At 71.9% G+C, this 20916-nt stretch carries 24 protein-coding genes; 4 read left to right on the forward strand and 20 right to left on the reverse strand.

What is annotated here, in order from left to right; translation table 11 throughout:
* From HMPREF0731_RS18675 to HMPREF0731_RS18700, 7 genes are all read right to left on the reverse strand, one after another.
* On the reverse strand, window positions 1-1700 hold a 1700-nt coding region (locus tag HMPREF0731_RS18675; protein ID WP_007005761.1), incomplete at its 3' end, for a phage tail protein.
* Window position 1701: 1 nt separating this feature from the next.
* Window positions 1702-2052 (reverse strand): DUF6950 family protein, encoded by a 351-nt coding sequence (locus HMPREF0731_RS18680; protein ID WP_007005762.1) that lies wholly within the window; start codon window positions 2050-2052, stop codon window positions 1702-1704.
* Complete coding sequence (locus tag HMPREF0731_RS18685; RefSeq protein WP_007005763.1) at window positions 2052-2627, reverse strand: hypothetical protein; 576 nt, start codon at window positions 2625-2627, stop codon at window positions 2052-2054. Before HMPREF0731_RS18685 ends, HMPREF0731_RS18680 begins: the two co-directional genes overlap by 1 nt.
* Window positions 2627-3313 (reverse strand): hypothetical protein, encoded by a 687-nt coding sequence (locus tag HMPREF0731_RS18690; RefSeq protein WP_007005764.1) that lies wholly within the window; start codon window positions 3311-3313, stop codon window positions 2627-2629. Before HMPREF0731_RS18690 ends, HMPREF0731_RS18685 begins: the two co-directional genes overlap by 1 nt.
* Window positions 3310-5478 (reverse strand): tape measure protein, encoded by a 2169-nt coding sequence (locus tag HMPREF0731_RS18695; protein ID WP_007005765.1) that lies wholly within the window; start codon window positions 5476-5478, stop codon window positions 3310-3312. The genes HMPREF0731_RS18690 and HMPREF0731_RS18695 overlap by 4 nt, the downstream gene beginning before the upstream one ends.
* On the reverse strand, window positions 5471-5629 hold the full coding sequence (locus HMPREF0731_RS25815; protein ID WP_007005766.1) for a hypothetical protein: 159 nt from the start codon (window positions 5627-5629) through the stop codon (window positions 5471-5473). The genes HMPREF0731_RS18695 and HMPREF0731_RS25815 overlap by 8 nt, the downstream gene beginning before the upstream one ends.
* Before the next feature lie 164 nt (window positions 5630-5793).
* Window positions 5794-6171 carry a hypothetical protein gene (locus tag HMPREF0731_RS18700; RefSeq protein WP_007005767.1) on the reverse strand — a complete coding sequence of 126 codons (378 nt, stop codon included), beginning with the start codon at window positions 6169-6171 and terminating at the stop codon, window positions 5794-5796.
* Between the two features lie 165 nt (window positions 6172-6336).
* On the opposite strand from HMPREF0731_RS18700, the gene HMPREF0731_RS18705 reads away from it, so the two are divergent.
* Window positions 6337-7485: a DUF3800 domain-containing protein gene (locus HMPREF0731_RS18705; RefSeq protein WP_007005768.1), complete on the forward strand. Its 1149-nt coding sequence runs from the start codon at window positions 6337-6339 to the stop codon at window positions 7483-7485.
* A 2-nt stretch (window positions 7486-7487) separates the two neighbouring features.
* The gene (locus HMPREF0731_RS18710; RefSeq protein WP_157136235.1) at window positions 7488-8354 is read left to right on the forward strand and encodes a hypothetical protein; all 867 of its coding nucleotides are present in this window, start codon (window positions 7488-7490) and stop codon (window positions 8352-8354) included.
* A 72-nt stretch (window positions 8355-8426) separates the two neighbouring features.
* Here the strand turns inward: HMPREF0731_RS18710 and HMPREF0731_RS18715 are convergent, their stop codons facing one another.
* The 13 genes from HMPREF0731_RS18715 to HMPREF0731_RS26255 form a co-directional block, all read right to left on the reverse strand.
* Window positions 8427-9383: a phage tail tube protein gene (locus HMPREF0731_RS18715; RefSeq protein ID WP_007005770.1), complete on the reverse strand. Its 957-nt coding sequence runs from the start codon at window positions 9381-9383 to the stop codon at window positions 8427-8429.
* A gap of 21 nt (window positions 9384-9404) precedes the next feature.
* Window positions 9405-9833: an RNA-binding protein gene (locus HMPREF0731_RS18720; protein ID WP_007005771.1), complete on the reverse strand. Its 429-nt coding sequence runs from the start codon at window positions 9831-9833 to the stop codon at window positions 9405-9407.
* Window positions 9830-10552 (reverse strand): DUF6441 family protein, encoded by a 723-nt coding sequence (locus HMPREF0731_RS18725; RefSeq protein WP_007005772.1) that lies wholly within the window; start codon window positions 10550-10552, stop codon window positions 9830-9832. The genes HMPREF0731_RS18720 and HMPREF0731_RS18725 overlap by 4 nt, the downstream gene beginning before the upstream one ends.
* A 1-nt stretch (window position 10553) precedes the next feature.
* Entirely contained in the window at window positions 10554-10862 is a 309-nt protein-coding gene (locus tag HMPREF0731_RS18730) for a head-tail joining protein (protein ID WP_007005773.1), read from the reverse strand.
* A gap of 6 nt (window positions 10863-10868) precedes the next feature.
* On the reverse strand, window positions 10869-11144 hold the full coding sequence (locus tag HMPREF0731_RS18735; RefSeq protein WP_007005774.1) for a hypothetical protein: 276 nt from the start codon (window positions 11142-11144) through the stop codon (window positions 10869-10871).
* Window positions 11141-11797, reverse strand: a complete 657-nt coding sequence (locus HMPREF0731_RS18740; protein ID WP_007005775.1) for a hypothetical protein — start codon at window positions 11795-11797, stop codon at window positions 11141-11143. Before HMPREF0731_RS18740 ends, HMPREF0731_RS18735 begins: the two co-directional genes overlap by 4 nt.
* Window positions 11794-12144 (reverse strand): DUF2190 family protein, encoded by a 351-nt coding sequence (locus HMPREF0731_RS18745; protein ID WP_007005776.1) that lies wholly within the window; start codon window positions 12142-12144, stop codon window positions 11794-11796. Before HMPREF0731_RS18745 ends, HMPREF0731_RS18740 begins: the two co-directional genes overlap by 4 nt.
* Before the next feature lie 78 nt (window positions 12145-12222).
* Window positions 12223-14316, reverse strand: a complete 2094-nt coding sequence (locus HMPREF0731_RS18750) for a prohead protease/major capsid protein fusion protein (protein WP_007005777.1) — start codon at window positions 14314-14316, stop codon at window positions 12223-12225.
* A gap of 25 nt (window positions 14317-14341) precedes the next feature.
* Window positions 14342-15835, reverse strand: coding sequence for a ubiquitin-activating E1 FCCH domain-containing protein (locus HMPREF0731_RS18755; protein WP_007005778.1), 1494 nt, complete (start codon window positions 15833-15835; stop codon window positions 14342-14344).
* Window positions 15832-17313, reverse strand: a complete 1482-nt coding sequence (locus HMPREF0731_RS18760) for a phage portal protein (protein ID WP_007005779.1) — start codon at window positions 17311-17313, stop codon at window positions 15832-15834. Before HMPREF0731_RS18760 ends, HMPREF0731_RS18755 begins: the two co-directional genes overlap by 4 nt.
* Entirely contained in the window at window positions 17313-17549 is a 237-nt protein-coding gene (locus tag HMPREF0731_RS18765) for a phage head-tail joining protein (protein WP_007005780.1), read from the reverse strand. The genes HMPREF0731_RS18760 and HMPREF0731_RS18765 overlap by 1 nt, the downstream gene beginning before the upstream one ends.
* Window positions 17550-17563: 14 nt before the next feature.
* Window positions 17564-19528: a phage terminase large subunit family protein gene (locus tag HMPREF0731_RS18770; protein WP_007005781.1), complete on the reverse strand. Its 1965-nt coding sequence runs from the start codon at window positions 19526-19528 to the stop codon at window positions 17564-17566.
* Complete coding sequence (locus HMPREF0731_RS26255) at window positions 19528-20106, reverse strand: hypothetical protein (RefSeq protein ID WP_007005782.1); 579 nt, start codon at window positions 20104-20106, stop codon at window positions 19528-19530. Before HMPREF0731_RS26255 ends, HMPREF0731_RS18770 begins: the two co-directional genes overlap by 1 nt.
* A gap of 122 nt (window positions 20107-20228) precedes the next feature.
* On the opposite strand from HMPREF0731_RS26255, the gene HMPREF0731_RS18780 reads away from it, so the two are divergent.
* Together HMPREF0731_RS18780 and HMPREF0731_RS25820 are read left to right on the forward strand one after the other, a co-directional pair.
* On the forward strand, window positions 20229-20465 hold the full coding sequence (locus HMPREF0731_RS18780) for a hypothetical protein (RefSeq protein ID WP_019015876.1): 237 nt from the start codon (window positions 20229-20231) through the stop codon (window positions 20463-20465).
* 110 nt (window positions 20466-20575) lie between these two features.
* The coding region (locus HMPREF0731_RS25820) for a hypothetical protein (protein WP_007005784.1) at window positions 20576-20916 on the forward strand (341 nt) is incomplete at its 3' end.

A 20916-nucleotide genomic window follows, 5' to 3' on the forward strand; every position in this document is an offset into this window, starting at 1 on the left:
GCCCCGCTGCGGGCCACCGCGCGCGCCCGGAAGGCGGTCGGCTCGGCGCTGGGGATGGACGCCGCGGTCGCGCCGAGGGCGCCGCCGTAGCCCTGCCAGGTGGCCACGGAGGCGGGGCGGAACTCGAGCTCGTAGCCGGCCAGGTAGGCGCTGCCGACCGCCGCCCACGACACACTGATGGCGGCGAGGGCGGTGCCCGTTGGCGTGTCCACCGCGATCGACGCCGGCGCAGCGATCACCCCCGGGTTCGGCAGCACCACCGAGGGGCTGTCACCGGCGGCGCGCTCGTCCACCGCCGGGTTCCAGTCCCACACCGCCGGGTCCTCCTCGGACAGCGTGAGGTCGACGCCGCCATCTGGCGACAGCCGCCAGCCGGTGACCCGCGCCGGGAAGGGGCCGACCCGGTCGAGGGCGACCGTCACCCCGTCCCAGGGCCGCAGCCGCAGCGCCGAGAGGTTGGCTGGGAAGGCGACCTCGCGCTGGCGGCGGATGCGCTCCAGCTCCGCCTTCATGAGCCGCTGCACCGTCGCGACGGAGGTGGTCAGCGGGAACTCCAGGTCGCGGTAGATCTGCTCGCCGCCATCTTCGGCCACGTAGTTCGAGGCTAGCAGCGGCGGGGCGTCAGTCGGCTGCCAGTTCTTCGCCGGGTCGACGTAGACGGCCCGCACCCCGTTGAAGAGGTCCCGCCGCGGCCGGCTGCCCTGGATGGTGACGTCGCCGCGGAGGTCGTCCGAGGTGAGCGTGGCGGAGGGCAGTGCCGGCCCGCCAGCATGGATGAAGAACCGCCCGCCCGAGACGACCAGCGCGCCGGCCATGGCGGCGACGAGCTTGCGGGTGATGGCGATCTTGCCCTCGCCGAGCGAGACGCGGCCGTTCACGGTGTAGCGTCGCTCGGTGACCCCCGCCCGGGTGCCGATCAGCTCGTCGCAGATGTTCGCCGCGGCGATGAGGGCGGGGATGTCGATGTCGTCCCAGGAGGCCTTCCAGCCGAACGGTGCGGTCAGGTACCAGGCGAGGCAGAGCGCCGGGTTGTCGGACCAGCCGGTCGCGCCGGTGCGCGGATCCAGGATGGTGTCGGCGCCTTCGACGAGGGCGGCGATGTTCGGCGGCCCGGAGGGGAAGGCCTCGGCGGTGATCTTGAGGCGGACGGCGACATAGGCGCGGCCGCGTCCGCGGTGCTCCGAGGTCCACTTGCCCCCGGTCTCGGCGATCAGGTTGGCGTTCGCGGCCTGGTCCGGATCGCCGAGGTGGCGGTCGATCCGGACCAGCCCGGCGAACTTCGCGTCGGTGGCCAGCGTGTCGCCGAGCCAGACTTCGCCGATGGCGCGGACGCGGTGCGCGGCGAGCACGACGACGGCGTAGAACCAACCATCGGCGCGGCCGGCGTCGTCGGTGGCAGAGTGGATGAAGACGATCGGCCCGCCGACCTTGCAGCGGCCGAAGACGATCTGGTGCTCGGTGATCGGCTGCCGGAAGGACTGCGTGCGTCCGGCGCCGGGCGCGGTGGGATCGTCGCCGGGGCGCAGCGAGGCCGAAGGCGTCGGGGCGGTTGGCCGCTTGGCCGGGAACACCGAGGCGCCGATGGTGGAGACGACGAAGGCGGCGCCGGCGCCGACGATCGCGCCGATGATGCCGCCGCCGACCGCGGCCGAGGCGACGCCGCCCGCGACGACGGCGATCAAGGGAACGGCGGCGGGCATGTCAGCCGATCCTCCAGGCGGTGGTGCAGAGGGTGATCGGCGCGCGCAGCAGCCCGCGCGGGCCAACGAAGGCGACGCGACCAGCGTCCAGCACCACGCCGAGACGGTCGGGATCGGGCGCGAGGACAATGTCGCCCATGCGGGCCCGCCGCGGCGCCTCGCGCGGGAAGCCGGCGGTGTCAGCGGAGGCGGCCAGATCGGGCAAGACTCGGAAGGCGGGCCTTTCCCCTGTCACCGCCTCCACCGCGGCCAGCGCGAAGCGGCCGCAGTTCCAGCGGTGGGCGTCGAAGGGGCGCGTCTCCACTGCCGACAGCAGGGCTGCCAGCCGCACCGCCCAGTCCGGCCGCCGCATCACTGCGCTGGCAGCCGGATCTCCGCCTCCTGCAGGGCGGGGACGTACTCGAAGAAGCGGTCGCCCGGGTATTCGGCCTGCTGGTCGGCGTCGGTGTAGCGGCGCACCTCGGCGCGTTCGAGGTCGACGAGGCGGCTCTCGCAGGTGAGCGCGACGCGCGGCTCGGCGCCGTCGGTCACCTCCATCGTGTCCATCAGCCCCGCCCAGAGCGGAAAGGGGTCCGCGACGAAGGCGCCCTCCGCGTCGAGCAGCGCGCCCCAGAGCCGCGCCGGCCGCAGCCGGAAGCTCCGCTCGGCCAGCGCGATGTCCACCACCTCCTGCGGCACCGGAGATAAGGCGAGCGTCAGCCGCACGGCGCGCAGCTCGACCGTCTCCTCGACCTCGCCAACCGCGCCGATCGAGCCGACGCCCTCGAACACCTTCCCCGCCCAGTTCAGCTGGCCGAGGCCCGTCCAGGCGCGGAAGGGGCCGGAGGCGAAGTCGAGCTCGACCAGCACGACTGGGGCGGCGACGGGCGAAGTGGCGGAGGCGGCGGCGTGCGGCGACAGCCGGGGCGTGCCGTGCGTATCCGACATCAGAGGGCTTCCTCGAGGCGGATGGTGATTGCCGTGAAGCGCCCAGGCCGGGTCGGGTTGGCGGCCTCGTCATCGGACACCAGGCGCATCGCGACGGTGGGCTTGGTGAGGACCAGCGGCTGGTTGATCAGCAGCGCCTCGCGCAGCGGCGGGGCGATCGGGATCGTCGCCGTGCCCGCGCCGGAGGCGGCGACGGTCTCAGTCGCAATGTAGAGCCGCCCGGCCAGGCCGATCAGGTCGCCGGCGCCGACCGCGACAGCGTTCGGCCACCAACCCTGGGTCTGGATCGCGAGCGCCCCACGCGGCGCGCCGGCCGCCAGCGCCGGGTTACCCGAGCCCACGACGAAGCCGGTGCCGTCGGTGAAGATCGTGGCGTCGGAGTAGGAGAACGGCCCGGTGGGCACGTCGCCCTGCACCCGCGGGTCGCCGGTGCGGAACTCGCGCCGCCAGTCCCAGACGCGGACCGTGTTCACCGAACCGGCCAGCGCCGCGAGCAGCCCTTCGAGCAGGCCGGCGCGCACGCGGTCGAGCGGGTCGAAGGTCGCCTGCGCCATCCAGCGCGCGCCCTCGCGCCGCAGCACCTGGGTGGCGCGGGTGACCGGCGAGACGAAGCGCGTGGTGTTGTGCTGCAGGTAGAAGGTCACCCGCGTCGGGCGCAGCGCCTCGGGCCAGGCGTATTCGGTCATCCGCGCACCGTCTCGTAGGCGCTGCCGCCGCGGCGGATGGCGTCGAGCGTCATGGCCGAGGCCTGCCGCGCAATCTGGCCAGCGAGCAGCCGCAGCCGTGCCTCGACGCCGGCGTCCGCGCCGCGCGCGTCGATGTTGATCGTCTGCTGGATGACCGGTCCGCCCGGCGCCATGCCGTTCGGCAGCACGGTCCCGCCGCGGTCCGGCACGAACCACTCCGGCCCGCGCTCACCGACGATGTAAGGCTGGCCGGCCGCGACAGGGCCACCCTCGGCGCGGAACAGCCCACCGAGCCAGGAGCCGATGCCGTCGAACCAGCTGCTCGCGCCGAGGCTGGTGAGGCCGGCGGAGACGGCGTTTCCCAACGGCTCGGTGATGGTGCGGCGCGCGATGATGCGGGTGATGTCCTGCAGCAGGCCCTCCATGACCTTCGACAGCTTGTCGCCACGCACGATCGCGTCCTCGAAGGCCGAGGAGAACGCGAAGCCCAACTCGCGCGCTGCCTCCCGCGTCCCCTCGGTGCTGCGCTGGAGGCGGCGCTCGGCCTCCTCCAGGTCCTCAAGCGCGCGCTGCGCCTCCCGCCCTATCGTCTCGTCCGGGATCGGCCGGCCGGCGAGCTCGGCGCGCTGCACCAGGTCGGCGAGCCGCTCCAACCGGCGCTGGTAGCGCTCATAGGCGGTCTCGTTATCCTGGATCAGCCGCTCGCGCTCGCGCAGCAGGTCGTTCAGCTGGCGCTCGGCGTCGCGCGCCTCCCGCGCGCCCTCGGTGCTGGCGCGGCGCACCGCCGCGATGCGCGGCTCCAGGCGGCGCAGCGCCTCATCGCGCTCCTGCAGCGCCAGCGTCTCGAGGCGGGTGCGTTCGGCGGCGGTGACACCGCCCGCGGCCTCGGCCTCGCGCAGCCGGCGGACGCGCTCCTCGTACTCGCGGTTGATCCGGAAGCGGTCGTCGAGGTCGCGGGTGAGCTCCTGGACGTCCTGCGTCGCGCGGCGTCGGCGGGCGTCTGCCGCGGCCTGGCCGGCCCGCTCCTGCTCCTCCAGGCGACGGTTCAGCGATTCCCGCTCGGCGGTGTCGATCTCGGCCAGCGTGGCGAAGTAGTCGCGGTGCAGCTCCTCCAGCCGCGTCCGGCTGTCCACGCCGGCCTGCTGCTCCGCGGTGCCGACCAGGCCGGGGCGGATGCTGCCGCGCCGGACCGGGGCGCGCAGGCTGTCGCGGCCGTCGCCCTCGCTCTCCAGCCGGCCGATCTGGGCTGAGAGCGCGTCGGCCTGGCGACGCAGCGCGGCGAGGCGCTCCTCCTCGCTGCGCAGCCCGGCACCCTGGCGGACGCTGTCGACGGCGCGGGCTGCGGCGGACAGCGCGCGGGCAAGCGCGTTGGACAGGCCGATGGCGCGGTCGAGCTGACCGAGGAAGTTCTCGGTCGCCGCGGTCAGCTGCCCGAAGGCGCGGCCGAGGGAGAGCGGCGCGCGTTCGAGCTCGGCGCCGAGGCGTTCGGTGGCGCGCAGCAGCGCCGGGAAGACCCGCTCGGCAGTGAGCTTGCCCTCGCTGCCGAGCTTGCGGAGCTCGCCGATGGAGACACCGAGCTCGCGGGCCAGGCCCTCGGCGAGTAGCGGCATGGCCTCGAGAATGGAGCGCAGCTCGTCGCCCTGCAGCACGCCCGAGGCCAGCGCCTGGGCAAGCTGGAGCGTGGCGCTGCTGATCTCCTGGGTGGACGCGCCGGAGACGATCGCGACGCGTTGCAGGCCGCCGACGAGGCGGACCACCTGGTCGGAGGTGGCGCCGATCTCGCGCGCGGCGATCGAGAAGCGCTGGAAGGCGTCGACGCTCTCGGAGACCGCGACGCCGGTGGAGAGCGCGTTGCGGTACAGCGCCTCGTAGACCTGCCCGGCGCGCTCGACCGAGCCGGTGGCGTTCTGCAGGCGGGACAGGCCCTGGGTGAGTGCGTCGCCGGCCTGCACCAGGGCGCGTGCGGCGACCGCCACGCCGGCGAGCTGGATGCCGCGCGTGGCGACGTCGAGCAGCTCGAGGGAGCGCGACGCCCGCTCGGCGCCGCCCTTGATCTGATCGAGAGAGCGCTGGCCGGTCTCGCCGACCTCGCGCAGCCCGGCCTTGACCCGGGCGGCATCGTCCAGCGAGAGGCGGACCGAGACGCGGCGGGTTGCATCAGCCATGCGGCTTTCCCTCCCCCTCCCGGCGGGCGGCGGTGCCCTCGGCCATGCCGATGCGGATGGCGAGCAGCAGTTCGGCGGCGGCCCAGCCCGCGGCGCCGAGCTCGCGCGCCGCGGCGAGCGCGCCAGCGGTGTCGAGCGTCAGGCCGGCCATCGAGACTTCGGCGCAGGCGGTGCCGGCGGCCCAGCAGGCGTGGCCCTCAAGGCTCGTGGGGGCCTGCGCGGCGTATGGGCAGGCATCGGCGCAGTCGCGGCCGAGGGCGGTGCAGCCGCGGCAGTATTCGGGCCCGCGGCCGAAGTGCCAGGCGGCGCGGGCCCTCAGCCGTTTCCCTCGGCGGCCACCGCGGCGACGGGTGCGGTGGCGCGGTCCCAGAAGGCGGCGGCAATGTCATCGAGATCCATCAGGCGCTCGACCGCCTCGGGCGAAAGCGGCAGCGACTTGCCAGCCGCATCGCCGACACCCTCCCAGGCGGTGACGGCGTGACGGGCGAGCGCCTTGACCAGGAAGGCGAAGGACAGGCCGCGCGACATGTCCAGGTCGAGGTCCGGGTCGGCGATGCGGATCGCGGCGAGACGGCGGGCCGCTGCGGCCTGGGCGGCGGCCATGACGGCTGTAGTCACCGGCCGGATCTCGACGCGGACGCCGCGTGGGAGGTCGAGCCAATACGGCTCGGCCGGGAGGTCGAGGGTGAGCATCTGATACTCCGTTCAGGGACTTGGATGATCCGCCGGACCAGTTGCCAGCTATCGAGCGCGCAGGGCGGCGCCCTGCGCTGGGACCGGCTTTGCCACGAGAGACGGTCGAGGAGGGAAAGCAGCTTTGGCCGGGACTGAAGGCGGCCACTACGCCGCGTCGCGGCCATGGACATCCTTGCGGGGTCGGCGCTCATCACCTCGGACCGGCCAGGATACGATCCTATATGCGCGGCGTACGGAGGCGTGACCATGGAGTGTTTCCGGATCGACGAAAGCGGCTACACCGGCTTCGACTTGCTTAACCCTGAGCAGCGTCTCCAGGGTGCCGCGGCAATCGCGATCAGTGACGAGGACGCCGCCCGACTGATCAAAGAACACTTTCCGCGCCGCCAAGCCCCAGAGCTAAAGTATCGTGCTCTGTCGCGGCGGCCTAGCAGCCGCGCCCCTCTGGTGGCACTGCTGCGTGATCTGCTGCAGGGCTACAAATGCGTCACCCACGTCTTGGATAAGCGGTACATGCTAGTCCTGATGTTCTGCGACTATGCCGTTGAGCCCTGGTATTATAGTCGTGGGGCCGACTTCTACGCCGACGGCCAGAACTACGCGATGGGATCGCTGCTCAGCGTCGTGGGACCGAAGATATTGGGGGCAGAGCCGTTCGAGGCCATGCTGGTGGCCTTTCAGCGGGCGATGAAAGAGAAGAGCCCCGAGAGTCTCAACGCCCTCATCGCCGCGGCACGCCGCACCAACTGGCGGGCATTTCCCGAGGCGATTGGGCCCCTAGCTAGAGATGCGTGCCCGGACTGCCTGAGAGCGATCGCTACACCGGGCATCTCGACCGACGTCGCTATGGTGGTCATGCAGGCGTTGATCAGCCGCATGGAAGCTATGGCTGATGGCCCCTATCGGGTGGAGCATGACGAGTCGAAAAACCTCGCCACCTACCATGACCTGCTGCAGGCGTTCATCGATCACACCGATGAAGTCGAGCTGCGGCAAACGGCGATAGCAAGCTTCAAGTTCCCCCTGAAACTGACAGAGGTGACCCAGGTTAACTCCAAGGCCAGCCCGGCCATCCAGTTGGCGGACGTCATGATCGGTGCTGCCCTCGAGGCGGGCAACATTCTGGCCGGCCACCGCACGGACGGTCTTGATCCAGACGCTCTCCTGTCTCTCTTCAAGGACGACCAACTGATTCACATGCTCCCGGACCTCGATTTTGAGGCGCAGAAGGAATTCCGCAGAGGCACCCAGGCGTCGGAGGTGATCGACTACTTCGCCGCGAACTTCGCCTCCAAAGGCAGGGTGTCCTGATCATGGCAGGAAGGAAGTGGGAGGCGGCCAAGGCCCGTAACCCTGCCGAGATCTATAATGAAAAGCGACGGATCATCTTCGTGCAAATGCAGAAGGACCCGAACGTCGCCAAGGCTTGGCTCGACGGCTACCGCGACACGCTCGGCCCGGCGGGTTATGCGGGGCTGAAGGCAGAAGTCGCCTTTTTCGAACAGCACCGCAGGGACCTCAACCTAGTCGTCGCGGCAGACATTGGTGATGCGACCGACTTCGTCGGGTTCGTCGACGGCGTCATGCACCGAATTGACGTCACGACAAATATCGCTTTCAAGCGACTCGGCTCCTACGAACCTCTTCAGCTTGAAGGTTGCCGCTACAAAGTCGCCGTGTTCGATCGGGGCCGCTTCGACCTCGTGGACATCAACTTCCCATTTTGCAGCCACTGCCAACGCGGCCGTATCCTACCGACCGCCGTCCTGCTGGAGGAGAACCATAATCGGCACGGCGAGAGCCAATGGTCGAACGATCAACTGCTGGTCAACATCTGCAGCGCGTGCGGCGAGGTCGAGATTGCTCGTCGCATCACCACCCCATTCCTCTACGATTTCGGATCGCTCTACCGCGACCTCAACGAGGCTCAGCAAGAGGCCGAAGACCGCGGCGAGGCGCCGATCAATGTCCGCGCAGAGGCCGCCGCGTATGCGCGTCGCGCAAGCCGCTACCTGTCGGACGTTTTTGGAACTCGGTTAGTTGCGATCGGCGGCAAGAGCTACGAAATCACGAATCCACGCGACGGCGACGGCTATTGGACAGTGCGGTTCGAGGATCAGCTTCCGCTCGTGCAGGACCACCTGAAGGACGAGTATCTGTGGGACCTCTCAAACGGCTGAACACGGCGGCAGGCCGTGGGAACGGTGATATCCCTATCCGTCCCAAGAGTGCGACCTGACCAGTTCGCCGTCTCACGCGTACTCCGTCCCCGCCTGCTGGTTCTTTAGCACCGCCGTCATCATCCGCGTCGCCGTGGCGTTGAAGGCCGCGCGGAACTCGAAGCTGGCCTCGACGCCGGCTGGCCCTTCGATCGGTGTCTTGGCGAGCGCCAGGTAGACCTCGTGCAGCGTGAAGGTGAGGCTGCGGTTCGCGTCGATCGTGAACGCGAAGGCGAACTCCGCCGCGGTGCCGTTCTGCGCCTGCGTCAGCAGCGTCGTGTCCGCGAAGCGCGCGGTGATCTGGCCGGTGGCGCGCGCGATGCCGGGATCCGCGCCCTCGATCTTGCGGTCGGCGCGGATGGTGCGCACCGCCTCGACGCTGTTCGAGTAGGCGAGCCGTGCGCCAGTCACCTGCGCCAGCGCAGAACCAGCGCGAGAGATGGACCCCTGCGCCTTGTTAAAGGCGGTGTAGGCGGCCGAGACAGGCGTGCCGCCCGAGGAGGAGCCGGAGCGCGTCGAGCCCTGGGCGATCAGCTTGATCGTCGCGGTCGCCGGCCCGGTCGGCGAAAAGTCGATCTCCAGCGCATCCGAGCGGACGCCGGCGCAGACGTCGAAGTTTGGCACGTCGGGATAGCCGATCTCGATCGCCTGGGAGGGCAGCGTCGCCGCGCCGGAGCCGAAGGTGTGGGTGAAGTTCGGGTTGGTGCCGGTGGTGGTCGGTGCGCCGAGCAGCAGCCGCAGCCAGTGGCCGATGTTGATGAGGTCCACCGGCACCACGACGTCGCCCTCGACGGTGACCGTGTCGAAGAACGGCGCGGCCGGATCGCGATTGCCGCCGAGGCCGATGACGTCGGCATCCACCAGCGGCTGCTCGGCACCGAGGTTGCAGGACAGGAAGGGCACGCGCCGCCAGTTGCCGCCTGGTGCGGTGCCGTAGGTGACCTCGGGGATCATGAGCAGGCGCGAGTTCGCGCCGATGGCACGGGGCATGGGGCGTCTCCGGGAGCGGGATCAGGCCAGCGGCGAGCCGGCGACGGTGAAGGACAGCGTGAAGGGGACGGACGCGGCGCGGGCCGCGGCGGCGCCCTCGGTCTCGGCATCGTCGAAGGAAGGCGCGCCGGGCTGCGCCCACTCGACCGCCCCGCCGAGGGCGCGGTCGCCGGTGATCGCGGCGGCGATGTCGACCAGCAGCGCGTCAAGCAGCGCGCCCGTTGCCGCGACAACCTCGACGTCGGCGCGGTGCTCGACCGCCCAGGCGAGCGGCGAGAGGATCGGGATCTCTTCCACCGTCTCGCCGTCACGCACCACGACGAGGCCGCCGGGCGGCAGACGCTGAGGCACGGTCTCGTTGCGCAGGACCTTCGGAGCGGGGTTCCGCACGGCCAGGGCAGCGCCCAGGCGGACGAACAGGGCGGCCAGGGCCGTCTCGCGCACACTCATCCGGTCCTCGTCGCTTCGGCTTCCCAGGCCGCCACGAAGCGCCGGGGCAGGCGCCGCAGCGCGCGCAGCGAGGCGCCGCGCACGTCGAGCCGCTTGGTCAGCTTCACCTGCGGCAGTAGCAGGAACATCGGCACCATCCCCTGTTCGAGCAGCCCGCGTGCCCAGGCCTCGCGGCCCTTGCGGTTGGCGGTGCCGACCTCGGCGACGCCGCCGGCGATCAGGCGGGTGCGCCGACGCCTGCCCGTTGCCGCGCCCTGACGCAGCGGCAGGCACCAGACGAAGCCTCGCCCCGAGCGGAAGGGCCGCAAGAACCCTTGGCCAGAGGCGACCATCTGCGCCGGCGTGACGCGCAGCCCCTTATCGCCCCGGCCGCGCCAGCCGCGCGCGGCGTTGAAGCCGGTGGCGATCGCCAGGAACCGCCCGCCGCCCTTGGGCCGGATCAGCGCACCCCGCTCGAAGGCATCGATCACCAGCGGGGTCTTGCTCCAGACGAGGCCGGCAGCGCGCATCGACACGCCGGCCCGCGGGAAGACCTGCGCGCGCCAGGCATTGGCGATGCCGCGCGCTTTGCCGCCGAGCGAACCGGTGACCTGGCCGCGGAGCTCAGTCTTCAGCGCGTCGGTCTCGGCGCGCACGGCGCGGGAGGCGGCGCGCTCGCCGGCGCGGACCTCCTCGGCCAGCACCTTCCGGAGATCGCCGACGACAGCGGAGAGGCGCATGCTACCGCCGGCAGAGCACGCGCCAGGCGACCCCGGCAGCGTCTCGCTCGGCGCTGTCCACCGTCAGCAGGTCCGCGCCGGTGGTGAAGGTGTCGCCGGCCTCGATCGCCGGCAGCAGGGCGATGCTGACGGTCAGCACGTCGGTCGCGCGCAGCACCGGTGTGTCGAAGGCGTCCACCACCCGATCGGGGCTGGAGCGCAGCACGCGGAGGGACACGGGCGCGCCGATGCCCGCGGCGCGGTAGGTCGCCTCGACGCTCAGGTTCGGGTCGGCGGCGAGCACCGCAAGTGCATCGTCGAAGACGCCCATGTCGGATCAGCCGAGCCCGAGCCAGGAGGCGAGCTTCGCGCCGACTGCGGCGCCCACGATTCCGCCGGCTGCGGCCGCGCCCGTCGCCGGGATCGCGGGCGACGCGCCCGGCACCCCGCCGGCCGCCAACGACAGCCGCGCCGTCAGGCCAGCCATCGCCTTGACCAGCTCGGTCACCGTGCGCGTCAGCTCGCGCATGTCCTTGTCGCCCTCGGCGAGGCGCCGCTCGATCTCGGTCAGGCGGGTGACGATGGTGCCGAGTTCGCGGTCATGGTCCGTCATCGGGCGACCTCCCGCTGCCGCTGCAGCCGCTGGTGGATGGTCCAGGCCGCGACGCCGATCACCGCGGCGGCGACACCCCAGGGGCCGAGCGCCCGCAGCACCGCGGCCAGGCCCTCGGCATGCGGCGCGAGCGTGGTGACGGCATCGACCACCACCGCCGCCGTGACGCCGGCGACCACCGACCCCGCGGCCGCACGCACGGTGCCACTGTCGGCGAGGCCGGGCTGGACCAGGCCGGCCATGCGCAAACCCTCCGCGATGGTGTCCGGCGCGTAGGGCATGCCGCCGAGCTCGTGCCGGATGATCGCCTCGACCAGGCCGCGCATGGTGGCGGCGTCGTGCAGGTCGATCGGGTCGTCGAGCCCGACCCCGAGCCGCGCGGCCACCGCCGCCTGGTAGGCGCGGGTGTCGTTCTCGCTGCTCGGCGCCCAGCGCGCGACGATGCCGCGCACCGTGCGCAGCCCGTGCCGGTCCTGGTAGCTCTGCAGCAGCAAGGCCAGCGCGCGGATGCCGTGCTGGTGCGAGCGGAAGCGGCAGAACCGCCCGTCCGAGGGCGGCGTCTCGAGGCCGAGCCACTTGTTCGTGGCGACCTGCTCGATATTGCCGGGGTTGCGGTTGCGGTAGCCCCGGCTGAGCTTCGGATCGCCGCTCATGCGCCGGAGGCCGGCACACGGGCGAGCATGACGCGCACGGTCGCATCGGCAGCGAGGGCGGCGACGGTGACGACGCCGACCTGGAAGTTGCCGGTGGCGGTGGTCGTCAGGCGGCGGTTGGTGTTGTCCCAGAAGACGCGCGCGCCGGCCGCCATGGCCTGGGTCGGGTCCTTAGCGAGCTCGAACTCGCCGCGGGTCTCGCACTCGACGGTGGCGTTCTGCGCGGCGTCGGCCGCGGCGACACCGAAGAAGGCGCCGACCAGCATGCCCTGGCCGGAGAGGATGCCGCCGGCATAGGGCACGACCATGGGGACGGAGCGGGCGTCGGGACGGATGCAGTTGCGCATGGGGATGGGGTCTCCAGAAACGCAGAAGCCGCCCGGGTGGGCGGCCTCTGCATCGGGTCACGAGGGATGGTTGGGCGGTCAGGTGCCCGGATTGAACCAGGCGCCGCGCCAGTCGATGGCGCCGACGCCGAAGTCGAAGATCACGCTGACTTCGATCCCGTCCGCGCCCTGGACCGGTCCGGTGGTGACCTGCGGCCCCTCCGCCCCGTTCAGGTAGCCATAGACGTAGACCGGCGCGCTCAGCGGGTCGGAGAAGAGGTACCAGCGGTTCGCCCCGATGAGCGGCTCGACGAGCGGCTGGACGAAGCCCGCGAAGACGTTCGCGTTGCCGATCTGGTTGGCGGCGACGCTGATGGTGAGCTGCCGGGCCGCAAGCTCCTGGCTCGGGCCCACCAGCAGCCGCATGGTGCTGCCGATCGAGATCGGCAGACCGTCCAGCGTCTTCTGGCGCATGATGGCGGCGCGGCCGACGGCGAGGTTCGGCAGGTCGAGAGCAGAGCCCGTGCCGGCCTTGTTCGCGCGCGCCGCGCCGGTGCCGAAGACCGTGGCATTGCCGGTGGTGAGCGTCGGGCCATCGCCATTGCCGCTGTTCAGCAGCTGGTAGGCGGTGGCGTTCTCGAACTCGGCGACGCGGCGGCCGATCGCCGCGGCGAAGTCGGTGAAGGCGCCGAGGTCGTCATTGACCAGCATCGGTCGCGTCACGCGGATGCGCCGTGCGAAGGTCTGCAGGACGACGATCTCCTGGCTCTCGGACATGGTGCCGACCTGGATCTCGCCGTTCTCCAGCAGCGGCAGGAGGGTCGGGAAGTCGCCGATGCGCAGGTGGCGATGCGGCTTGAAGTCCCGAAAATCGCGGCGGAGGAAGATCTGCCGGTAGGTCGGCTGCGCCGGCTGGTAGGCGGCGAGCAGCATCTTGTTGGCCGCGGCCGAGAGCAGCAGGGGGAAGTCGGAGGTGGTGTGGAAGGCGCGCTCGGCGAGCAGCGTCGGGTTGCGCGGTGGGTTGCGATCGCCGCGGCGGGCGAGGAGCTCACGCAGCATGTCGGAGGGGCGCCAGCCCATGAACTCGGCGTGGCGGCCGTCGCCGCGCGGCTGGTAGCCGGGCATGGAGCGCGCGGCGAGCGCCTCGGCCATGGCGTCGACCAGCATGGCGGGATCGTCGTGACCGGGGCCGGTCTCCGGCCGCGCGGGCACGGAGGGCTTGGGCGCGGTCGTGACCAGGAGGTCGAAGAGCGCGCGGCGGACCTGGTCGGCCGACCAGCCGCGCTCGACGGCCTCGCTGCGGATCGGCGGGATGCGGTCGGCGGGAACCAGCGCGCGGGCGGCCTCGATGGCCGCGTCGATGCCGGCGATGCGCTCGCGCTCGGCGCGCTGCGCCTCGGCACGCACGGCGTCGAGGTCGGGCGCCGCAGCCCGGGTGGGTTCGGGCGCCGGGGCGCTGGGTGTGGTGGTCACGGTGGTCTCCTGGGGCGGGGTGATGGACGGCGCGGCGGGCGCGGGAACGTCCCGAGCGGGCGGCGCCGACGGGGCAGCAGCCGGCTCAGCCGGCGTCGTCTCGGGCATGATGGGTTCCTCGTCAGGCAGGGCTGGCTCGATCGCCGGCGCGGGGAGGCCCTGCTCCCCCTGCGCGCGGACCGCCGCATCACGATCGACCGGGACCGGCACGACGGAGATCTCGAAGGGCTCCCAATCCACCGCGCGGTGGACTGTCTCGCCGGTGGCGGCATCGAGCCGCGGCTCGTAGCGGTGCACGCGATAGCCGACGCTCACCGCGCGCAGCGTGCCGTCGGCAATGCGCTGCCAGACCGGCTCGACGTCGCCGGCGGAGGAGAACTGCAGCGTGGCGTAGCCCCGGCCGTGCTCGAGGCGGGCAGCGGTGACGCGCCCGAGCACGTCGCGGGCATCGCCGCGCCGGTGGGTGTTCAGCACGGGGGCCTGGCCTGAGCGCAGCGCGTCCATGCGCACCGCGTTCGGCGACATCTCCAGTTCCTCGGTGATCAGGCCGAGGGCGGGGATGAAGTTGCGGGCGCGGGCGCCCGTGCTCCACACCACCTCGACGGTGCGCGCGGCGCGATCGACAGTGGCGGGCGCCGCCAGCGCGCGCTGCGCCACGATGGGCAATACAGGAGCATCCGGCGCGGGGTCGCCCCCGCCCGGCTCGGTCGTCTCGGTCATGGTGGATTCCTGGTGGCTGCCGCCGCTACGGCGCGGCGTAGCCCTGCGCGTTGACGTAGACCTGCGCGCCTGTGGTGATGCAGGCGAAGTTCACCGCCGTGGCGGCGGTGCCGCGCAGCGGCGTCGGGAAGGTGATCTCGACGGGGGCCGCCATTGCCGCGGGCAGCAGCTGCCGCCAGATCACCGTCGCGCCGTCCTTGATCACCACCTCGGTCGCCACCGTGGGATGCGCGTTGCGCACATCGATCGAGGTGACGTAGTTCCGGATGCCGGCCGCGGCCGCGGCACGCAGCACGACGTCGGTGGTGGTGATGATCCCACCCGCGGCGGCGGCGTACTGCCAGTCCGCCTCCGGGATCGAGAAGGGCTTGTTTACCAGCGCGCCGATCAGTGTCGCCAGCAGGTCGATGCCCCGGCCCGTGGTCACCGCCGTGGGGTTCGCCGACAGGCCCGTGGCGACCAGCACCGGCAGCGCGCCGGTCGTGTTGCGCGCCTGCCCGCCCACCGCCGTCAGCGCCGGGGCGATGGTGCTCAGCACGTTCACCCCGAGCCCCTGGCCCGCGACCGACTGGCCGCGGCCGGCGGTGATCTCGGTGGTGAGCTCGGCATAGTCCGCGATGGTGACGAACTGCACCTTCACGTCCGTGCTCGACGCCGGCGCCAGGTTGCGCGAGACCGAGGCCCAGCCGGTGTTGAGGTAGGCGCCGGAGAAGGTCGAGCCGACCAGGTCGAAGCTGTTCGCGTCGATCACCGTGATCGTGAAGGTGCCGTTCGCACCGGGCACGCCGGAGACGTCCGCCACCGTCACCAGATCGTTCGTCGCCAAGCCATGCGCCGCGCGAGTGATCCGCACCAGGCCGGAGCCGTTGTTGGCGACCGCGGAGATGCCGTTGATGAACTGCCGGTTCCGCACCCGGATCCGGAAGCGGTAGAGCGCATTCGGCTCCGGGATCTGCTGGTGGCGGACATAGGAGTTCGACCGCGCCGCGGTGGTGTCGAGCTGCCGGCCGTGGAACCAGCACTCGTCATTGGTCGGTTCGATCTCCAGCACCGACCAGCCCGCCGGGGCCGTGGTCGGGATGGTCGAGGCAGAGGCGGTGACGAGGCGGGGCGCGCCCTCGCTCTGTACCTCGTAATTCGCGAGCGTCGGGCTGGTGCCGTCGAGCCGCCAGGCGGCGGCGCTGCGGCCGTCCGGCTGGGCGGAGGTCGGATCGACCGAGACCAGCTCGAGCCAGACCGACTGGCCGGCGATGCGTTGGCTGAGGTTCACCGCGACCATGACGCGCAGCGGAATGGTGAAGGCGGTGCGGCTGGTCAGCACGATCTCGTCGTCGAGGGTCGTGCCGGTCGAGATGGTGACGGTGCCGTCCGCGACGGCCAACGCCATGCCGCTGCCGCTGGTCGCGACGTCCCAGCGGGCCGGGTTGATCTCGATCCCGTTGAAGCTGTCGCGGAACTTCTTCTGCATGCTCTTGATCTTGAGCATGTCGTCCGTCCAGTCGTAGGCGCCGGTGGTCATGCGGGGGCTCCTGGGATTGGCTCGGCGCGGGGTGGCGCGGCGGCGCCGGTGGCGGCGATCTCGACCGCGGCCATCTGGGCGGCGTCCTGCGCGGTGCCGGACTTGGCGACGCGCCGCGGGTCGGTGTCGAGCGAGATGCCCGCCTCGTCGAGAAGCGCGTTGGCCTCGCGGATCATCTCCACCGCGGCCCGAAAATCGTAGCCGAAGGCGCCGGCGGCCTCGGGCTGCGGGACGAAGCCGGCGCGCACCTGGGCGATCAGCGCGGTGGTGTCCTTCAGCGGGTCGATCATCTCGTGCGCCGGCGGCACGTGCGACACGCCGTCTGGCATCTCCGCGCCCCACAGCCCGAGCAGGGCGCCCTGGGCGTGGAAGCGGTCCGCGATGGGCCGCACCAGCATCGGGATCAGCATGCCGTACTGGACCTGCTCGCAGAGGCGGCGGAACTCGATTTTGCCGGCGCGCAGGGACGAGTAGTTCGCCTGCGTGAGGTCGCCCGAGACCTGGTCGTAGGTGAGGCCGGCGCCGACCGCCGCCGCCTCGAGCGCCCGCCGGGCGAAGGCGGCGTGGCTTCCTCCGCCCGAGGGGTTCACCACCTCCACCGAGCCCATGCCGCGGCGATACAGGATCATCCCAGGCTCGAAGCTTTCCACGGTGCGGCCCTGGGAGTCGCGGAGCAGACCGGCGGCGGCGCCGGTCAGCGCCTCATCGCCCTCCTCCGTCACCACGGCGGCGAGGCAGGCCTCGATCTTGGCCTTCATCAGCAGGGCGGCCTCGTAGTCGCCGAGGTCGCGCAGGCGAAGGAGGATGGGCGCGAGCCAGGAGACGTCGCGGAGCTGGCCCGGTCTGCGCTTGCGATAGACGTGCAGCACATCGCCTGCAGGGATGCGCTCGCTGCTCTGCCAGGTTGCGCCCGGCAGGATCCAGGCCGCGCCCGGATGGATGCGGTGCAGCCAGTAGCCGATCGGCTCGCCGGCCTCGCCGAGGGCGATGCCCTGGATCGTCGGCGCACCCTCCACCATGCCGTTATGCGCGGTGTCGAGGTGATCGCTCTCCAGCACCTGCAGGCGCAGGCCGATCGGATTGGCGGGCGATGGCGGCACCATCAGGAAGCGGACAAAGCACTCGCCGCTCTCGACCACGGCGCGCATCACCAGCGCCTGCAGGCCGTACAGGTCGAGCCGTCCCTCGGCGTCGCAGGCCGTGCTCTCCGCCCAGCGGCGCCAGGCATCGGCGTGGCGCTGGTCGGGCCACCGCGTGGTGATGCCGGCGCCGACCGCGTTGCCGGTCCAGAGATCGACGATGCGGCAGGCATAGGGATCGTTGCGCACGGCGTCGCGGGCGCGGCGCGCCACCGTCGCCGCGGCCATGCCGACCTCGGCCGTCGCGCTGCCACCGGACGGCGCCCAGGCAGAGGCGCGCTGATCCTGCGCCGCGGCGTAGCCGCGCAGGGCGTTCCACGCGTCGCGCAGCCGCCCCATCACCTGGTTCCCTCGCGCGAGAAGCTGGCCAGCGTCACGGACGGGCGGCGGGCCGCCGTCATCTCCGCGCCGCGCAGCACCGCCAGCGCACGGCCGAGCTCATCCAGGCTGCGGTACTCCACGGTCCGCCCGTCGAAGCTCACACGGGTCGTGCCGCCCGTGTAGGCCGCGGCGAGCGCGGCCGCCCGGCTACCGGACGGCTGCGCCAGCGCCCAGGCGAGGACGGTCGGGTCCATGCGCGTCCTCCCTTTCAGCGCAGCCAGCCGCTGCGTGGTGCGAGCCAGCCGCGCGGCCGATGGGTGTCGGACGCGGCGTGCGACGGCGGCGCGACATTCCCTCCGGCGGGAAGCTCTGATGCCGGCAGCGACAGCGCATCGGCCATGCGCGCCCAGCGCCCGTCGCCCCAGCCATCCATGCCGAGCGCCGCCGCGGCCGCGCGCGCATAGACCCGGCAGTCCAGCGCCTCGTTCCTCTCGCGGGTCTTCACCCACTCCAGCCGGCGAAAGCCGTTGCGGCCGGCCCGGGCGACGAGCTGCTCGGCGGTGAGCTGGCGGCAGAATTCCTCGCCAGCCGCGTGCACCGGCAGGTGCACGTAGCCCGGCGGGAACGGGTCGCCGCTCTCCTCGGTCGGCCGGTCGAGCTTCAACCAGCCGTAGGTCTCGGCCTTCAGGAAGGAGGATCCCACGGGCCAGACCTTCAGGCCGCCGAGCTTGCGGCCGCTCCGCCGCACCTCTGTCGCGGCCGGCTGGCCGACCGCGGCGCGCAATCCATCCTGGCCCTTCACGGCGATGGCGCGGCCCGCACCGGCCCGCCGCACAAAGGCGTAGACCTCCGCCGTCGTCATGCCGTCGCCGCTGTCGATCGCCGCCATGGCGACTGGCAGGCGGTGCCCGCTGGCGTGCCGCCAGCTCTCGCCCAGCAGCCGCCGCAACTCCTCCCACACCGCCGCCTCGAACGGGTTCCCGGCCAGCACACGATGCTCGACCAGCCAGGACTGGCGGTCCTCACCCCAGGCCCAGACGCTGGCCTCGAGCCGGTCGCGCTGCACGTCCACGCCGGCTGTCAGCAGCAGCCCGCCCATGGGCACGGTGCCCGCAGGCCATTGCTCCCGACGGTCGTAGAGCCGCTGCCAGTCGGGCGCCTCGCCCGCTTCCTGCCAGGTCTCGCCGAGCACGGTGTTTCGGAAGGTCTTGATCGCCCGGTCGTCGCCCTGCGCCGCCAGCCAGAGCCGCGCGATCTCCGACCAGGGCATCCATCCGGGCGGTGAGTAGAGCGCCGAGATGTGGAAGCCGATCGCGTGCGGGTCCGTCGCCGTGGCGGTCGCCTGCCATTCGCCCGCGGCCAGCATCGCTGCCTTGTGCTGCTCGCCGATGGCGCCGTCGCAGTCTTCGCAGAGATACCGCGCCGTCTCCGGCTGGCCCTCGTCCCACACCAGCCGCTCGAAGCGCAGATGCTGGCGATTGCCGCAATGCGGACAGGGCACGAAATAGCGCCGCTGGTCGGTCGCCAGGTACTCGCGCTCGATCCGCGACAGCCCGGCGATGGTCGGCGTGCTGACCAGCAGCATCTTGCGCCGCCACCCGAAGGTGCGGGCGCGGGCCTCGGCCAGCGCGATCGGATCACCCTCGCCCTCGACGTCGCCGGGGTAGGCGTCAATCTCGTCGAGGAACAGGAACCGCGCCGACATGGAGCGCAGGCCGACCGCGCTGTTCGCGCCGGTCATCACCAGCTGGCCGCCGGGGAACTCCTTGCTGAGCTGGCGGTTGCCGCTGTCCCGCGAGCGGGCTGGCGCGACCCGCTCGCGGATGGCGGGCGTCTCCTCCACCAGCGGGTCGATGCGCTGGTCGGAGAAGCGCTTGGCCAGTTCCGTGGTCGGCTGCACCGCGAGCATCGGCCCGGGCGCGTGGTGGATGACGTAGCCAATCCAGTTGTTGCCGCACTCGGTGCCGCCGACCTGGGCGCCCTTCATGAAGACGACGCGCCGCGCCGGGTGGGCCGGCGACAGCGCGTCCATGATCTCGCGCAGGTAGGGCGTGCGCGCGGTGCGCCACGGCCCTGGCTCGGCGGAGCCGCGGCTGCCAAGGAGGCGATGCCGGTCGGCCCATTCCGAGACCAGCAGCGCCGGCTCTGGCGCCATGCCGTCGCGCCAGGCCTGCAGTATTTCGGCGTCGCCCTCGAAGCGGCCGAGCTCGTCGAGCAGATGCTCGCCCACCATCAGCCGACGCTCACTCGGACATCGTGTCGCTCGGCCAGGTGCTGGCGCAGGCGCGTGTCCATCATGGTCTGCAGCCGATGCACATCGACGCCGAGCTCGGCCGCCATCTCGGCAGCGACGCGGGCGGGCCAGGCTAGGATGGCGTCGCGCTCCTCCTTGGCGAGCCGGTGCACGAGCAGGAGCGCGCGAGCCTTGTCGACCAGCTTGCCCTTTCGTTCGTCGAGCCGTAGCCGACGCTCCTGCGCCTTCAGGACCTCGTTCGCCGTGCGCGCATCGTGGAAGGTGTTCTGGGCGGCGCGCGGCAGGGGATCGGCGGCCGGCGGAATGGCGGCGACAGGCGGCGGCGATGCGGGCCGGGGTGCTGCCACCGCTGGCTGCACCAGAGTCGCGGTCTTCCGGACGGGATCGCTGCTGTCAGCCAGCCGTGCCCGAACCTTCTCGACATCCCAGGCGCCATCGGCTTCGGGCGCGATGCGTCCGGCGCGCTGCGCCTTCTGCAGCGCCGTGTGGGAGATGCCGAGGCGGCGTGCCACCTCGCGCTGCGAGGCCACGCGGCCCGGCTGCGCGGTGACGATCATGATGTGATCGAGATCCCTCGAAGATAGCAATCGTGGTCGCGCTGATGACGCTTGGCTCAGCCCCCGCCGCAGCGCGAATGGTCCGTCACGCGCGGAGCACCGCGCAGCAGACGGAGAGCACGATGACCGACCGCGAAGCCCGCGCCGCCCGCAATCAGCAGAAGAGCCTCGAGGCCTTCCTGCAGCAGAAGGCCCGCTTCGACGCGATGGTCGCGGAGCTTCAGCAGATGAGCGCGGATCACTTCGGCGCGGATCCCGAGGACGTCCTCTGGGGCAAGGCCGCGACGCTCGAACACTGGAACAGCCGACTGGCGAGCGTGACCGATTGCTACTTCAAGCGCGGCGAATTCGCCGAGTAGCGCGCCGCGCCTGCCGCCACGCGGCGCCGCCACCGCCCCGACAGGCAACGCCTGCGGGGCTCGGGGTGGTAGCACCCGGCTGGTCGGGTGCCGAACCGGAGACCCCGACGATGAAGCTTTCCGATACCCAGCGCGTGATCCTGAGCGCCGCCGCGCAGCACGAGATGGGTCTGGCCCGCGCGCCAAAGACCCTGCCGGCCGCCGCGCGCAACGCGGTGTTCCGCAGTCTGATCAAGACCAACCTGCTCACCGAGATCAACGCCCCGCGGGAGCATGTCGGGCTCGGCTGGCGCCAGGATGACGACGGGACCTGGATCGTGGCGCGCATCACCGACGATGGGCTCCGCGCCATCGGGATCGACCCGAACGCGGGCGACGCGCGCGAGGAGGACGAGCAGAGCCCCGAGGCCATCGCGCGCCGCAACGCGGAGCGCCGCGCCGCCGCGGAGGC

The organism is Pseudoroseomonas cervicalis ATCC 49957, assembly GCF_000164635.1.
GTDB lineage: Bacteria > Pseudomonadota > Alphaproteobacteria > Acetobacterales > Acetobacteraceae > Pseudoroseomonas > Pseudoroseomonas cervicalis.